This window comes from Streptomyces sp. NPDC054956 (assembly GCF_053609185.1).
The window spans coordinates 1-13,402 of record NZ_JBSGXB010000028.1; the positions used below are offsets into that span (position 1 = coordinate 1).

The following is a 13,402-nucleotide window of genomic DNA, read 5'->3' on the forward strand; positions in this document are numbered from 1 at the left end:
GATCCCCGGATCCCCGGATCCCCGGGACCCCGAGACCCCGCGCCCCGGCCGGTGGCCGCCCGGCGGGCGGTCAGTTGCCCGCCACGTCCTTGACCGCCACCGGGACCGGGGTCGAGCCGGAGATCAGCTCCAGGGTGAGGCCGGCCGTCGCGGGCGTCTCGATCAGCTCGGCGAGCACCGCCGCCACGTCGTCGCGCGGGACCGGCCCGCGGCCCGTCCGGGCCTCCAGCCGGACCAGGCCCGTCCCCGCGTCGTCGAGGAGCGAGCCGGGGCGCAGCACCGTCCACTCCAGGCCCAGGCGGGTGCGGACGTGCTCGTCGGCCTCGCCCTTGGCGCGGAGGTAGGCGTCGAAGACCTCGTCGCCCTCGTGGCGCGGGTCCGCGCCCATCGAAGAGACCATCAGGAAGCGGCGTACGCGGGCCCGTTCCGCCGCGTCCGCGAAGAGCACCGCCGCGCCCCGGTCCACCGTGTCCTTGCGCCCGGCGCCGCTGCCGGGACCCGCGCCCGCCGCGAACACCGCGACGTCCGCGCCCTGCAGGATGCCCGCCACGTGCTCGACCGAAGCCGACTCCAGGTCGCACAGCACCGGTTCGGCGCCCGACTCCCTGAGGTCGTCGCCCTGTGCCGGATCGCGGATGATGCCCGCGACCTCGTACCCGCGCGCGGCGAGCAGGCGCTCCAGCCGCAGCGCGATCTGACCGTGTCCACCCGCGATGACGATGCGCATGTCCCGACCGTACGACGACCCGGGCGCCCGCGCCCGCGAACGCACGGCGAACTCTCAGGTGCCGGGCTCCGTACGGCCCTGCCGGGGCAGGTCCAGGGCCACGGCGACGGCGGAGTCGCAGTACTCCCGTACGGCACTCGTACGGGCTACCACCCGCCCGCGGTGGATCACGATCCGGCTGTACGCCAGGGACAGCACGCTCGCGATCCGGTCCCCGCGCACGGCGAGGAGCTCCGCCGGGAAGCCGGCCTCCACCCGCACCTCCGGCAGCCCCATCGCCTCGCGGGCGGCGGCGCTGACCGAGTGGTAGGCCTCGGTGGCGCGGAGCCCGCCCTGGGAGGCCAGGAGGTACGCGGCTTCGAGCGGGTCGCCGCGTCCGACGGGATTGCCCGCGTCCCGCAGGGCCCCGCTGCCGGCGGCGACGCGGACCCCGGCGGCGCGCAGCAGCCGTACGGGGGCGGTGCGCAGTCCGCGGCGCTCCAGGGCGGCGCAGTCGCCCTGGGGGAGGCAGGTCACCCGTACGCCCGCCGCCGCCAGCTGGTCGGCGGCCCGGTGGGCCGCGTCCAGCGGGAGCCGGGACAGTCCGCCGCAGGGGCCGATGGAGACGCCCGGGCGCAGTCCGCCGGCCATGGCCGCGAGCCGGGACAGGCGGGCGGGGTCGTCGCCGTCGGTGTGCAGGTCGACGGGGCAGCCGTGCTCGGCGGCGAGTTCCAGTACGGCTTCGAGGAAGCCCGTCGGGTCGGGGTCGAGGTCGGGGCAGCCGCCGATGACGGAGGCGCCCATCTTCACGGCGTCGCGCAGCATGGCGAGCCCGTCCGCGCCGGCCACCCCGGTCAGCAGCCGGGGGACGGCGACGGTGGTCAGGTCGGTGAGCCCGCGCAGGGAGCGGCGGGCCTGGAGCACGGCCTCCAGGGGGCCGAGGCCGTGCACGTCGCCGATCCGCACGTGGGACCGGACGGCGGTGGCGCCGTGGCCGAGCTGGAGCAGGGCGGCCTCGGTGGCCCGGCGCTGCACCTCGTCGGGGGTGTAGGAGACGGGCCCCTCGCTGTCGGCGGTCAGTGCGGTGTCCCCGTGGGAGTGGGGCTCGGCGGGGGCGGGGAGCAGGAGGTAGCCGCCGAGGTCGACGCGCGAGGCCGCGGGGGCGGGCAGGCTGCCGGCCGTGCCGACGGCCTGGATCCGACCGCTGCCGAGGCGGACGTCGACGGTGCGGCCGTCGGTGAGGCGGGCGCCGGTCAGGAGGAGGGTGGCGGACTCGGCCGCCGCCGGGCCGGGGTTCCCGGGGGCCCCGCCGGGGGTGCTCCCGGGGCCGTGGGAGCGGCCGTGGGGGTGGCCGTGGCCCTGTGACTGCCCGTCGCCGGCCGGGCGGTTGCGCGGGGAGTGGGACGGCGGCTGCGGCTGGCTGTCGGACATCGCGCTCCTGCGGTGGCTCGGGCGGTTCCTGGGCCGTGGCCGCGGCCCGCGGCCCAAGATCACGCAGCGTGCTCAGAGCCTAGGGGGCAGGGATGCTCGCTTCGGGGAAGAGGGCAATAGTCGTACCGGTGCGTCTGGAGGGACCGGGGTGTGACACCGGACACCTTCCGGGGTGAAAACCGCCCCGAGAGCCGTTCCGGGATGATCGGGAAAGGCGGCGGCCTCGCTCCGAGCCCAGGCCCCGCAAAGGATTTGGGCGATCGGCGGACGACCGTGTAATGTCTTCCTCGCTCGCCCCAATAGCTCAGTCGGTAGAGCGTCTCCATGGTAAGGAGAAGGTCTGCGGTTCGATTCCGCATTGGGGCTCTGGTGAGAGAGGTTCCCCACCCTCGGGTGGGGAACGGATCTCATCAAAGCGGCGTAGCTCAGTCGGTAGAGCAAGCGGCTCATAATCGCTGTGTCACCGGTTCAAGTCCGGTCGCCGCTACACACAGTAGCCGATTGCGGGGTCGGTCTCCCGGTCGGCTACTCTTGTATGCGTTCATCCGTCCCAATTTCCGTCAAGGAGCACTCACGTGGCTGCCACCGACGTCCGCCCGAAGATCACGCTGGCCTGCGTGGAGTGCAAGGAGCGGAACTACATCACCAAGAAGAACCGGCGTAACAACCCGGACCGTCTTGAGATGAAGAAGCACTGCCCGCGTTGCAACTCGCACACCGCGCACCGCGAGACCCGCTAACAACTGGCGAAGTCTCGTACAACAGGCACCGTCATGAGGTCGTCCCCGTCATTGGGGGGCGGCCTTGTGTCGTTTCATCAGATCGTTTCAACAGGGAGGTAGGGAGTCATGGCGCTCGACCAGTCCTTCGTGGGGCGGAGCTACCCGCCCACCGATCCGTACGAGGTCGGCCGGGAGAAGATCCGCGAATTCGCGGTAGCGGTGGGTGACGCCAATCCCGTCTACACCGACCCGGACGTCGCCAAGGCTTTCGGTCACCTCGATGTGATCGCCCCGCCGACCTTCGTGTTCGCCATCACTTTCGCGGCGGCCGGCCAGGTCGTCGAGGACCCGCAGCTGGGGCTGGACTACAGCCGCGTCGTCCACGGCGATCAGAAGTTCGCCTACTCGCGCCCCGTGCGGGCCGGTGACCGGCTGACGGTGACCTCGACCATCGAGGCCGTGAAGTCGCTCGCGGGCAACGACATCATCGACATCCGCGGCGAGGTCCACGACGAGACCGGCGAGCACGTGGTGACGGCGTGGACGAAGCTCGTCTCGCGGGCGCCGGAGCCGGCGGCCGAGCCCGTTGCCGCCGCCGAGCCCGCGTCCGCTGCCGCTCCCGCACCCGAGGAGGCCTGAGATGGCTGCCCAGATTCAGTACGACGCGGTCGAGGTCGGCACCGAGCTGCCGGCGGCGTCCTTCCCCGTGACGCGGGCGACGCTGGTCCGGTACGCGGGTGCGTCGGGCGACTTCAACCCGATCCACTGGAACGAGAAGTTCGCCACCGAGGTCGGGCTGCCGGACGTGATCGCGCACGGCATGTTCACCATGGCCGAGGCGGTCCGCGTGGTCACCGACTGGGTCGGCGACCCGGGTGCCGTCGTGGAGTACGGCGTGCGGTTCACGAAGCCGGTCGTCGTCCCCAACGACGACACGGGCGCGCTGATCGAGGTCACGGCGAAGGTCGCGGCGAAGCTCGACGACAACCGCGTACGGGTCGACCTGACGGCGATGAGCGCCGGGCAGAAGGTGCTGGGGATGTCGCGCGCGGTGGTCGTCCTCGCGTAGTACGTGCCTGTGGTCCTGCGGTCCTGCGGTCCTGCGGTCCTGTGGTCCCGTGGCCCGCGGTGCGTGGAGCGTACGGCGTGGGACGCGGCCGCAGTGCGTGATCCGCGACCCGCAGTGCGCGCTCCCGTTGCTGCCGAAGGCTCTGGCCGGTGGATGAATCCGCTGGTCAGAGCCTTTTTGGTGTCCGTGTCCACCAAACGGTTGCGAAGTTAGTGATTGAGCACTAACTTTGAGGGCATGGCAAGGATGAGTGCGGAAGAGCGGCGCGAGAGCGTCATTCGGGCGGCGATGAGCGAGTTCGCCCGGGGCGGGTACTACGGGACCTCCACCGAGGCGATCGCCAAGCGCGTCGGGGTGTCGCAGCCGTACCTGTTCCGGCTCTTCCCGAACAAGCAGGCGATCTTCCTCGCCGCCGCCGCCCGCTGCATGGAGGACATCCGGCTCGTCTTCGAGGAGGCCGTCAAGGGCCACCACGGCGAGGATGCCGTCCAGGTGATGGGGGTGGCGTACATGCAGCTGATCGCCGAGCAGCCCGACAAACTGCAGATGCAGCTCCAGACGTACGTGACCGTCGCCGCCGCCGAAGCCGCCGGGGAACCGGAATTCGGGGAGATGGTGCGGGCCGCGTGGATGGAGCTGTGGGACACCGTCCACGTGCCGCTCGGTGCGGACGTGGGCGAGACGACCACGTTCCTCGCCTACGGAATGCTGATCAACACCCTGTCCGCCATGGGTTTCCCGGCCGGGCACCGGGTCTGGGAGGGGTGCTACCCCTCCGTCCACCCGAAGCCGCAGCCCAAGTCCGAGGTCGAGCCCAAGGTGGCGCCCAGGGCGGAGTCCGAGGCGGAGTCCGGGGCCGAGCCCAAGGCCTAGCCCGCGCTCGGCGCGAGTCGCACTCCGGGCCCCGGCCCGGGTGGCGAGCGGAGTACCCGGCACCGCCCGGGAAGCGCCGGCCCCGACAGGGGCCCGGCGGGTCCGGGGGGTCGAGTGGTCGGCAGGCCCGGTGCTTGCGCACGATCCGATCAGGGCCGAGTTCTGTCCGTGAAAGTTAGTGATCAATAACTAGTTTTGGGGGAGCAGTGCAAGACACCAAGCTTCGCGGGCCCGCGATCTGGGCCCTGGTCATCACCGGGGCCGCCAGCTTCATGGCCGCGCTCGACAACCTCGTCGTCACCACCGCGCTCCCCTCCATCCGGGAGGACCTCGGAGGGAAGCTCGAGGACCTGGAATGGACGGTGAACGCGTACACGCTCACCTTCGCCGTCCTGCTCATGTTCGGCGCGGCCCTCGGCGACCGGTTCGGACGCCGGCGGCTCTTCATCGCGGGGCTCGGCGTCTTCACCGCCGCCTCGGCTGCGGCGGCCCTGTCGCCCGGCATCGAGGCGCTCATCGCGGCCCGGGCCGTCCAGGGAGTCGGCGCGGCGATCATGATGCCGCTCTCGCTCACCCTGCTGACCGTCGCCGTTCCCGCCGCCCGCCGCGGCATGGCCCTCGGCATCTACGGAGCCCTCACCGGCCTCGCCGTCGCCAGTGGACCGCTCATCGGCGGCAGCCTGACCGAGCACATCTCCTGGCAGTGGATCTTCTGGCTGAACGTGCCCATCGGGCTCGCCCTGATCCCGCTCGCCCGGCTGCGCCTCGCCGAGTCCACCGCCCCGAAGTCCAAGCTCGACGTCCGGGGAACGCTGCTCATCAGCGGCGGGCTCTTCGGGATCGTCTACGGCCTGGTCAACGCCAATGCCGACGGCTGGACCAGCACCCCCGTCCTGACGGCGCTGATCGCCGGAGTCGTGCTGGTGGGCGGCTTCATCCACCACGGGTTCCGCAACGACAATCCCGTACTGCCCATGCGGCTCTTCCGTGACCGGGGCTTCTTCGGCATCAACATGGCCAGCCTGCTGATGTTCGCCGGGATGTTCGGCTCGATCTTCCTGCTGAGCCAGTTCTTCCAGGGCGTCCTCGGCTACTCGCCCACCGAAGCCGGGCTGCGGATGCTCCCCTGGACCGGCATGCCCATGATCGCCGCGCCGATCGCCGGCATCCTCTCCGACCGGATCGGCAGCCGCCCCGTCGTCGTCGCCGGGCTGGCGCTCCAGGCCCTCGGCCTCGCCTGGTTCGCCACGATCCTGGGTACGGACGTGGCCTACGCGGACCAGCTGCCCCCGCTGATCATCAGCGGCATCGGCATGGGGCTCTTCTTCGCCCCCGCCTCCAACGCCCTCATGTCCACCGTCGCCCGTGCCGACCAGGGCAAGGCCTCCGGTGCCAACAGCGCCCTGCGCGAAGTCGGCGGAGCCCTCGGCATCGCCGTCCTCGCCTCCGTCTTCTCCTCCCGTGGCGGCTACGAGTCCGCGCAGTCCTTCACCGACGGCACCATCCCCGCCACCTGGATCGGAGCCGTGGTCGTCGCCGTCGCGGCCGCCCTGGCCCTGCTCCTCCCCGGCCGGGCGAAGGAGAAGGCCCAGGCCGCCGAGGCCTCGGAGTACGGGCAGGACCCGGCGCGGGAGCAGGCGGACCCGGCGGTGGCCCTGACCGTCGCCCCCGTCCCCGCCCTGGAGAAGACGGCCGCCACCCGCTAGGGTCCGGCCGGCCTGCCGGGGGCCGCGCGGGGCGCGGCCCCCGGAACCGCAGCGGGAGAACAGCACGAAGATCCGTACGACTCGTCGCCGAGGAGCAGCCCGTCATGCCCGACATCCCCTGGTCCACGCCCACGCAGGCCGGCCCCGACGCCGAGGTCTACGTCATGGCCTCCCGGTTCGAGACCGAGAGCCTCGCCGGAGCCCTGAAGTTCTTCCTGAAGGCCCCGGGCATCGTCCGCCAGATCCGCAAGGCCCCCGGCGCGCACGGGGTCGCCCTGCGGGCCCGGGTCTTCAGCCGGACCTTCCTGACCCTGTCCGCCTGGGAGGACCGGGACGCGCTCTACCGCTTCGCGCGCAGCGAGCCGCACCGCTCCAGCTCGCGGGCCGCCGCCGGGTACATGAAGGAGTCCGGGTTCACCTTCTGGACCGTCCCGGCGAGCGAGCTCCCCATCGGCTGGGCCGAGGCGGAGCGCCGCCTGGCCGAGCAGAAGACGGGTTACTGAGCACCGGCGCACATGCTCACGGCACGACCACGGTCCGTGGCCCCGCCTGGTTGGGGGGACACGGACCGTACTCTTGTCCACGTGCAGGAACTCCACGACGCCCCCCTCGCCCCGCTGACCACCTTCCGGCTCGGCGGGCCCGCCGCCCGCCTGGTCACCGCGACCACCGACGCCGAGGTGATCGCCACCGTGCGCGCCGCGGACGAGAGCGGCACCCCGCTCCTGGTCATCGGCGGCGGCAGCAACCTGGTCATCGGCGACCAGGGCTTCGACGGCACCGCACTGCGCATCGCGACCACCGGATTCACCCTCGACGGGACCCGCCTGGAGCTCGCCGCCGGGGAGAACTGGAGCGACGCCGTGGCCCGCGCGGTCGATGCCGGGCTCGCCGGCATCGAATGCCTCGCCGGGATCCCGGGGTCGGCCGGCGCCACGCCGATCCAGAACGTCGGGGCGTACGGCCAGGAGGTCTGCGACACGATCACCGAGGTCGTCGCCTACGACCGCACGCGCGGCGAGACGGTCACCCTGTCGGCCGCCGAGTGCGCGTTCTCGTACCGCGACAGCCTCTTCAAGCACCAGCCCGAGCGGTACGTCGTCCTGCGCGTCCGCTTCGCCCTGGAGGACGCCGGCGGCCTGTCCGCGCCGGTCAAGTACCCCGAGACGGCCCGCGCCCTCGGCGTGGAGGCCGGCGACCGGGTCCCGGCGGCCCAGGCCCGCGAGACCGTCCTGCGGCTGCGCGCCGGCAAGGGCATGGTCCTCGACCCCGCCGACCACGACACCTGGTCGGCCGGCTCCTTCTTCCACAACCCGATCCTGAGCGACGAGGCCTACGCCGCCTTCCTCGCCCGCGCCCAGGACCGCCTCGGCCCCGACGCCACCCCGCCCGCCTACCCCGCCGGCGAGGGCCGTACGAAGACCAGCGCGGCCTGGCTGATCGACAAGGCCGGCTTCGCCAAGGGCTACGGCGACGGCCCCGCCCGCATCTCCACCAAGCACACGCTCGCCCTCACCAACCGCGGCGAGGCCACCACCGAAGACCTCCTCGCCCTCGCCCGCGAGGTCGTCGCGGGGGTCCACGCGGCCTTCGGCGTCACCCTCGTCAACGAGCCGGTGACGGTCGGCGTCAGCATCTGAGGAGTCCCGGCCCGCCCATGCTCTGTCCCCTGCACGGGGCCGGTACGGATCCCACCCGGCTGGTGGGACGCACGATCAGGAGGGTCGTCGCGTCCTGGCACATCAGCGACGGCGAACGATCCGAGGCGCCCCTCGACGTCTGGCTCCTCGACAGCGACGGGGAGTCCACCCGGATCACCACCGGGTCCGACGCCTGCCTCATCGTGGAATCCGTCTCGCCGCACGAGCCCTACGACATGGGGGAGTGGGGCCGCATCGAGGTCGGCGAGGACCTCGGGGACCACCCCTTCCTGCGCCACCTCGGCGAGACCGTCGAATCGGTCGCCGAGTACGCGCTGCCCGCGCAGGGCCGCACCCACCTGGAGATCGGCTTCCCGGACGGCGCGCGGGTGCGCGCCGACTGCCACGAGGGCGACCTGCGGCTCACGCGCTGACGGGCAGACCCGTCACCGGGCCCCTACGAGGCGATCCAGTGGTCGATCCCGGCCAGCAGCTTGTCCTGTACGTCGCCGGGCGCAGCGCTGCCCCGCACCGACTGGCGGGCCAGCTCGGCGAGCTCCTGGTCCGTGAAGCCGTGGTCGCGGCGGGCGATCTCGTACTGGGCCGCGAGCCGGGACCCGAACAGCAGCGGGTCGTCCGCGCCGAGGGCCATGGGGACCCCGGCCTCGAAGAGGGTGCGCAGCGGGACGTCCTCGGGGCGCTCGTAGACCCCGAGGGCGACGTTGGAAGCCGGGCAGACCTCGCAGGTGATCTGCCGGTCGGCGAGCCGCTGGAGCAGCCGGGGATCCTCGGCTGCCCGTACGCCGTGCCCGATCCGGGCGGCGTGCAGATCGTCGAGGCAGTCGCGGACGGAGGAGGGGCCGGTGAGCTCGCCGCCGTGCGGGGCCGCGAGCAGGCCGCCCTCGCGGGCGATGGCGAAGGCCCGGTCGAAGTCGCGGGCCATGCCGCGGCGCTCGTCGTTGGAGAGGCCGAAGCCGACGACCCCGCGGTCGGCGTAGCGGACGGCGAGCCGGGCCAGGGTGCGGGCGTCGAGGGGATGCTTCATGCGGTTGGCGGCGATGAGGACGCGCATGCCGAGGCCGGTCTCGCGGGAGGCGGCGTCGACCGCGTCGAGGATGATCTCGACGGCCGGGATCATCCCGCCGAGGAGGGGGGCGTAGGAGGTGGGATCCACCTGGATCTCCAGCCAGCCGCTGCCGTCCCGTACGTCCTCCTCCGCGGCCTCGCGGACCAGGCGCTGGATGTCCTCGGGCTCGCGCAGGCAGGAGCGGGCGGCGTCGTAGAGCCGCTGGAAGCGGAACCAGCCGCGCTCGTCGGTGGCACGGAGCTTCGGCGGCTCGCCGGCGGTCAGCGCGTCCGGCAGCCGGACGCCGTACTTGTCGGCCAGCTCCAGCAGGGTCGACGGCCGCATCGAGCCGGTGAAGTGCAGGTGGAGGTGGGCTTTCGGCAGAAGCGTGAGATCGCGTACGTGCTCCATCCGGTGATCCTGCCGCACTTGTCCCCCGATCGGCAGCCCGATTCCCTGAACGGGAGCTTGCCCGAACAGAAATTCTGGGTACCGGGCGCCTGGGCTGTGGGTGTGCCGGGAACGGCCGAGCGGCGGCTCCCCCGTGGGGAACCGCCGCTCGGACCGGGCTGCGAACCGCCGGAGGCCTAGGCCTTGGCCTCCGCCAGGAGCTTCTGGATGCGGGAGACGCCCTCGACCAGGTCCTCGTCGCCCAGGGCGTAGGAGAGGCGCAGGTAGCCGGGGGTGCCGAAGGCCTCGCCGGGCACGACCGCGACCTCGGCCTCGTCCAGGATCAGGGCCGCGAGCTCGACGGAGGTCTGCGGACGCTTGCCGCGGATCTCCTTGCCGAGGACGTCCTTGACCGCCGGGTACACGTAGAACGCACCCTCGGGGGTCGGGCAGAACACGCCGTCGATCTCGTTCAGCATCCGCACCATCGTCTGGCGGCGGCGGTCGAAGGCGGTGCGCATCTCGTGCACGGCCTCCAGGTTGCCGGAGACGGCGGCCAGCGCCGCGACCTGGGCCACGTTGGAGACGTTGGAGGTGGCGTGCGACTGCAGGTTGGTCGCGGCCTTGACGACGTCCTTCGGGCCGACGATCCAGCCCACCCGCCAGCCGGTCATCGCGTACGTCTTGGCGACGCCGTTGACGATGATGCACTTGTCGGCCAGCTCGGGAACGATCGCCGGGAGCGAGACGAACTTCGCGTCGCCGTAGACCAGGTGCTCGTAGATCTCGTCGGTCAGGACCCACAGGCCCTTCTCGACGGCCCAGCGGCCGATCGCCTCGGCGTCGGCCTCGGAGTAGACGGCGCCGGTCGGGTTCGACGGGGAGACGAAGAGGACGACCTTCGTGCGCTCGGTGCGGGCCGCTTCGAGCTGCTCGACGGAGACGCGGTAACCGGTGGTCTCGTCGGCGACGACCTCGACCGGGACGCCGCCCGCGAGACGGATCGACTCCGGGTAGGTGGTCCAGTACGGAGCCGGGACGATGACCTCGTCACCCGGGTCCAGGATCGCCGCGAACGCCTCGTAGATCGCCTGCTTGCCGCCGTTGGTCACCAGCACCTGGGACGCGTCGACCTCGTAGCCGGAGTCGCGCAGCGTCTTCGCGGCGATGGCGGCCTTCAGCTCGGGCAGACCGCCGGCCGGGGTGTAGCGGTGGTACTTCGGGTTGCGGCAGGCCTCGACCGCGGCGTCGACGATGTAGTCCGGGGTCGGGAAGTCGGGCTCACCGGCTCCGAAACCGATCACCGGACGCCCGGCGGCCTTGAGGGCCTTGGCCTTGGCGTCGACGGCGAGGGTGGCGGACTCGGAGATGGCACCGATGCGGGCGGACACGCGACGCTCGGCGGAAGGCGTTTCAGAGGTCATGCGGCCAATCGTCCCAGACGCCAAAGAAGCGCCGCACGCCGTTTCAATTACCGGACGCGGCGTCTCCGGATGGCGCTGTTCGACGTCAGGGCCCGGACCACGTACACTCAACCGTCGTTGGCCCTCGTCGGCCGCTGCAGAACGTGAGCACACCGTGCACCCGTCTGTATGCGGTAGGTTGGGGCACGCAAAGGGTCGTAGCTCAATTGGTAGAGCACTGGTCTCCAAAACCAGCGGTTGGGGGTTCGAGTCCCTCCGGCCCTGCTCCACACTCCTTCTTCGGACGTGTGTGCGCAGGTACGTACTTAGATGCAGTGCCGTGCGGCGCAACCGGGCGCGGCTACGGCCACGACCCGGATTCAGGTGAGAGACGTGACGGACGCCCTGGGCTCCATCGACATGCCTGACGCCGAGGACGACACTCGCGAGAAGAAGGCCCGCAAGGGCGGCAAGCGCGGCAAGAAGGGCCCTCTGGGCCGGCTCGCGCTGTTCTACCGCCAGATCGTCGCGGAACTCCGCAAGGTTGTATGGCCCACTCGCAACCAGCTCACGACGTACACCACTGTGGTGATTGTCTTCGTCGTCATCATGATCGGTCTGGTGACCGTGATTGACTATGGGTTCCAGGAAGCCATCAAGTTCGTCTTCGGCTGATCCCCGCGGAGGGCGGCGCCTTGATGGGTGCCGCCCGTTTTCGCATGTTCGACCACCTTTTGTATCCAGGAAGAAGCAGCCACCGTGTCTGACCCGAACCTGAACGCGAGCCCCGACTCCGTCGAGTCCGTCGAGGACGCGCTCGACATCGTCGAGGCTGCAGACGCTGTGGAGCCCGACGAAGCCGAGCTCGCCGACGCCGAGGCGGGCATCGCCGCCGAGGAGGCAGCGCTGCACGTCGAGGGCGAGGTCGACGCCGAGGCCGAGGACGACGCCGAGGTCGAGCCCGCGGACGACTCCGACGAGGACGTCGACGTGGAGGCCGAAGAGGCTTCCGACGAGGACGAGACCGACGAGGACGAGGACGACGCCGCCCTGGCCGAGGCCGACGCGGAGGCCGTCGACGCCGCCGACGCCGAGCCCGCCGAGCCGGTCGACCCCATCCAGGCCCTGCGCGACGAGCTGCGCCTCCTGCCCGGCGAGTGGTACGTCATCCACACCTACGCCGGCTACGAGAAGCGCGTGAAGGCCAACCTGGAGCAGCGCGCCGTCTCGCTGAACGTCGAGGACTTCATCTACCAGGCCGAGGTGCCCGAGGAAGAGATCGTCCAGATCAAGAACGGCGAGCGCAAGAACGTCCGGCAGAACAAGCTGCCCGGTTACGTTCTCGTCCGCATGGATCTGACGAACGAGTCCTGGGGCGTCGTCCGCAACACGCCTGGTGTCACCGGCTTCGTGGGCAACGCGTACGACCCGTACCCGCTGACCCTGGACGAGATCGTCAAGATGCTCGCCCCGGAGGCTCAGGAGAAGGCCGCCAAGCTTGCCGCGGAAGAGGCCGGCCTGCCCGCGCCCTCCGTCAAGCGCACCATCGAGGTCCTGGACTTCGAGGTCGGCGACTCGGTCACCGTCACCGACGGCCCGTTCGCGACGCTGCAGGCGACCATCAACGAGATCAACCCGGACTCGAAGAAGGTCAAGGGTCTCGTCGAGATCTTCGGCCGCGAGACCCCGGTCGAGCTGAGCTTCGACCAGATCCAGAAGAACTGATCCACAGCCTTCTGGCACACGCTTCCGGACAGGTCAGATTGCCCGCTTGCGGGCGGTCTGACCTGCTCGGTTTTTAGCCCCGCGCCGATACCCGTTATCGTGGTGCGGTATGCCTCCATCCGGATGACCGGATTGGCGGCGCGAAACTCTCACTAGGACCCGGAGAGAGCAATGCCTCCCAAGAAGAAGAAGGTCACGGGGCTTATCAAGCTCCAGATCAAGGCCGGTGCGGCCAACCCGGCTCCGCCGGTCGGCCCCGCGCTCGGTCAGCACGGCGTCAACATCATGGAGTTCTGCAAGGCCTACAACGCCGCGACCGAGTCGCAGCGTGGCATGGTCGTGCCGGTGGAGATCACGGTCTACGAAGACCGCTCCTTCACCTTCATCACCAAGACGCCGCCGGCCGCGCGCCTCATCCTGAAGAGCGCGGGCGTGGAGAAGGGCTCTGGCGAGCCGCACAAGACCAAGGTCGCGAAGCTTACGCGTGACCAGGTCCGCGAGATCGCCACGATCAAGCTCCCCGACCTGAACGCCAACGACCTGGACGCGGCCGAGCAGATCATCCGCGGCACCGCCCGTTCCATGGGCATCACGGTCGAAGGCTGATTCAGCCACCCCCAGCACCATCAGTGGTAGGGCCAAGCGCTGGTCCGCACCACGACTCCACGCCT

Annotated in this window: 15 protein-coding genes and 3 tRNA genes; 14 read left to right on the top strand and 4 right to left on the bottom strand. The window is 71.1% G+C overall.

All coding sequences use genetic code 11. From position 1 onward, the window contains the following. Positions 1-70 precede the first annotated feature (70 nt). Entirely contained in the window at positions 71-727 is a 657-nt protein-coding gene (locus tag ACWGDE_RS08105) for an SDR family oxidoreductase (RefSeq protein WP_453388162.1), read from the bottom strand. A 54-nt stretch (positions 728-781) separates the two neighbouring features. Beyond that, the gene (locus ACWGDE_RS08110) at positions 782-2,137 is read right to left on the bottom strand and encodes an amidohydrolase family protein (protein WP_453388163.1); all 1,356 of its coding nucleotides are present in this window, start codon (positions 2,135-2,137) and stop codon (positions 782-784) included. 293 nt (positions 2,138-2,430) lie between these two features. Here ACWGDE_RS08110 and ACWGDE_RS08115 point away from each other — a divergent pair. From ACWGDE_RS08115 to ACWGDE_RS08160, 10 genes are all read left to right on the top strand, one after another. Continuing rightward, positions 2,431-2,503: transfer RNA gene (locus ACWGDE_RS08115), tRNA-Thr, on the top strand. A 48-nt stretch (positions 2,504-2,551) separates the two neighbouring features. Continuing rightward, positions 2,552-2,624: transfer RNA gene (locus tag ACWGDE_RS08120), tRNA-Met, on the top strand. Positions 2,625-2,712: 88 nt separating this feature from the next. Continuing rightward, positions 2,713-2,877, top strand: a complete 165-nt coding sequence (gene rpmG / locus ACWGDE_RS08125; RefSeq protein ID WP_003956487.1) for a 50S ribosomal protein L33 — start codon at positions 2,713-2,715, stop codon at positions 2,875-2,877. A 108-nt stretch (positions 2,878-2,985) separates the two neighbouring features. Then, positions 2,986-3,498, top strand: coding sequence for an FAS1-like dehydratase domain-containing protein (locus ACWGDE_RS08130; protein ID WP_453388164.1), 513 nt, complete (start codon positions 2,986-2,988; stop codon positions 3,496-3,498). A gap of 1 nt (position 3,499) precedes the next feature. Further along, positions 3,500-3,928 carry a MaoC family dehydratase gene (locus ACWGDE_RS08135; RefSeq protein WP_453388165.1) on the top strand — a complete coding sequence of 143 codons (429 nt, stop codon included), beginning with the start codon at positions 3,500-3,502 and terminating at the stop codon, positions 3,926-3,928. A 237-nt stretch (positions 3,929-4,165) separates the two neighbouring features. After that, positions 4,166-4,801 carry a TetR/AcrR family transcriptional regulator gene (locus tag ACWGDE_RS08140; RefSeq protein WP_453388166.1) on the top strand — a complete coding sequence of 212 codons (636 nt, stop codon included), beginning with the start codon at positions 4,166-4,168 and terminating at the stop codon, positions 4,799-4,801. A gap of 206 nt (positions 4,802-5,007) precedes the next feature. Beyond that, positions 5,008-6,507, top strand: a complete 1,500-nt coding sequence (locus ACWGDE_RS08145) for a DHA2 family efflux MFS transporter permease subunit (RefSeq protein WP_453388167.1) — start codon at positions 5,008-5,010, stop codon at positions 6,505-6,507. Between the two features lie 104 nt (positions 6,508-6,611). Then, on the top strand, positions 6,612-7,010 hold the full coding sequence (locus ACWGDE_RS08150) for a DUF3291 domain-containing protein (protein ID WP_453388168.1): 399 nt from the start codon (positions 6,612-6,614) through the stop codon (positions 7,008-7,010). Between the two features lie 81 nt (positions 7,011-7,091). After that, positions 7,092-8,147: a UDP-N-acetylmuramate dehydrogenase gene (locus ACWGDE_RS08155; RefSeq protein WP_453388169.1), complete on the top strand. Its 1,056-nt coding sequence runs from the start codon at positions 7,092-7,094 to the stop codon at positions 8,145-8,147. A gap of 17 nt (positions 8,148-8,164) precedes the next feature. Next, on the top strand, positions 8,165-8,581 hold the full coding sequence (locus ACWGDE_RS08160) for a hypothetical protein (RefSeq protein WP_453388170.1): 417 nt from the start codon (positions 8,165-8,167) through the stop codon (positions 8,579-8,581). A 23-nt stretch (positions 8,582-8,604) separates the two neighbouring features. Here the strand turns inward: ACWGDE_RS08160 and ACWGDE_RS08165 are convergent, their stop codons facing one another. Both ACWGDE_RS08165 and ACWGDE_RS08170 read right to left on the bottom strand, forming a co-directional pair. Further along, positions 8,605-9,624: an adenosine deaminase gene (locus ACWGDE_RS08165; protein ID WP_453388171.1), complete on the bottom strand. Its 1,020-nt coding sequence runs from the start codon at positions 9,622-9,624 to the stop codon at positions 8,605-8,607. A 176-nt stretch (positions 9,625-9,800) separates the two neighbouring features. Next, positions 9,801-11,027: a pyridoxal phosphate-dependent aminotransferase gene (locus ACWGDE_RS08170; protein WP_453388172.1), complete on the bottom strand. Its 1,227-nt coding sequence runs from the start codon at positions 11,025-11,027 to the stop codon at positions 9,801-9,803. Between the two features lie 191 nt (positions 11,028-11,218). Here ACWGDE_RS08170 and ACWGDE_RS08175 point away from each other — a divergent pair. The 4 genes from ACWGDE_RS08175 (at position 11,219) to rplK (ending at position 13,337) form a co-directional block, all read left to right on the top strand. After that, positions 11,219-11,291, top strand: a tRNA-Trp gene (locus tag ACWGDE_RS08175). 108 nt (positions 11,292-11,399) lie between these two features. After that, entirely contained in the window at positions 11,400-11,681 is a 282-nt protein-coding gene (gene secE / locus ACWGDE_RS08180; protein WP_030298162.1) for a preprotein translocase subunit SecE, read from the top strand. 84 nt (positions 11,682-11,765) lie between these two features. Then, complete coding sequence (gene nusG, locus ACWGDE_RS08185; protein WP_453388173.1) at positions 11,766-12,731, top strand: transcription termination/antitermination protein NusG; 966 nt, start codon at positions 11,766-11,768, stop codon at positions 12,729-12,731. Positions 12,732-12,902: 171 nt separating this feature from the next. Next, positions 12,903-13,337 carry a 50S ribosomal protein L11 gene (gene rplK / locus ACWGDE_RS08190; protein WP_382749955.1) on the top strand — a complete coding sequence of 145 codons (435 nt, stop codon included), beginning with the start codon at positions 12,903-12,905 and terminating at the stop codon, positions 13,335-13,337. Positions 13,338-13,402: the final 65 nt, after the last annotated feature.

Coding starts and splice junctions, on each gene's coding strand:
- ACWGDE_RS08105 (WP_453388162.1), bottom strand. CDS start 727: ATGCGCATCGTCATCGCGGGTGGACACGGTCAGATCGCGCTGCGGCTG.
- ACWGDE_RS08110 (WP_453388163.1), bottom strand. CDS start 2,137: ATGTCCGACAGCCAGCCGCAGCCGCCGTCCCACTCCCCGCGCAACCGC.
- ACWGDE_RS08130 (WP_453388164.1), top strand. CDS start 2,986: ATGGCGCTCGACCAGTCCTTCGTGGGGCGGAGCTACCCGCCCACCGAT.
- ACWGDE_RS08135 (WP_453388165.1), top strand. CDS start 3,500: ATGGCTGCCCAGATTCAGTACGACGCGGTCGAGGTCGGCACCGAGCTG.
- ACWGDE_RS08140 (WP_453388166.1), top strand. CDS start 4,166: ATGGCAAGGATGAGTGCGGAAGAGCGGCGCGAGAGCGTCATTCGGGCG.
- ACWGDE_RS08150 (WP_453388168.1), top strand. CDS start 6,612: ATGCCCGACATCCCCTGGTCCACGCCCACGCAGGCCGGCCCCGACGCC.
- ACWGDE_RS08160 (WP_453388170.1), top strand. CDS start 8,165: ATGCTCTGTCCCCTGCACGGGGCCGGTACGGATCCCACCCGGCTGGTG.
- ACWGDE_RS08165 (WP_453388171.1), bottom strand. CDS start 9,624: ATGGAGCACGTACGCGATCTCACGCTTCTGCCGAAAGCCCACCTCCAC.
- ACWGDE_RS08170 (WP_453388172.1), bottom strand. CDS start 11,027: ATGACCTCTGAAACGCCTTCCGCCGAGCGTCGCGTGTCCGCCCGCATC.
- rplK (WP_382749955.1), top strand. CDS start 12,903: ATGCCTCCCAAGAAGAAGAAGGTCACGGGGCTTATCAAGCTCCAGATC.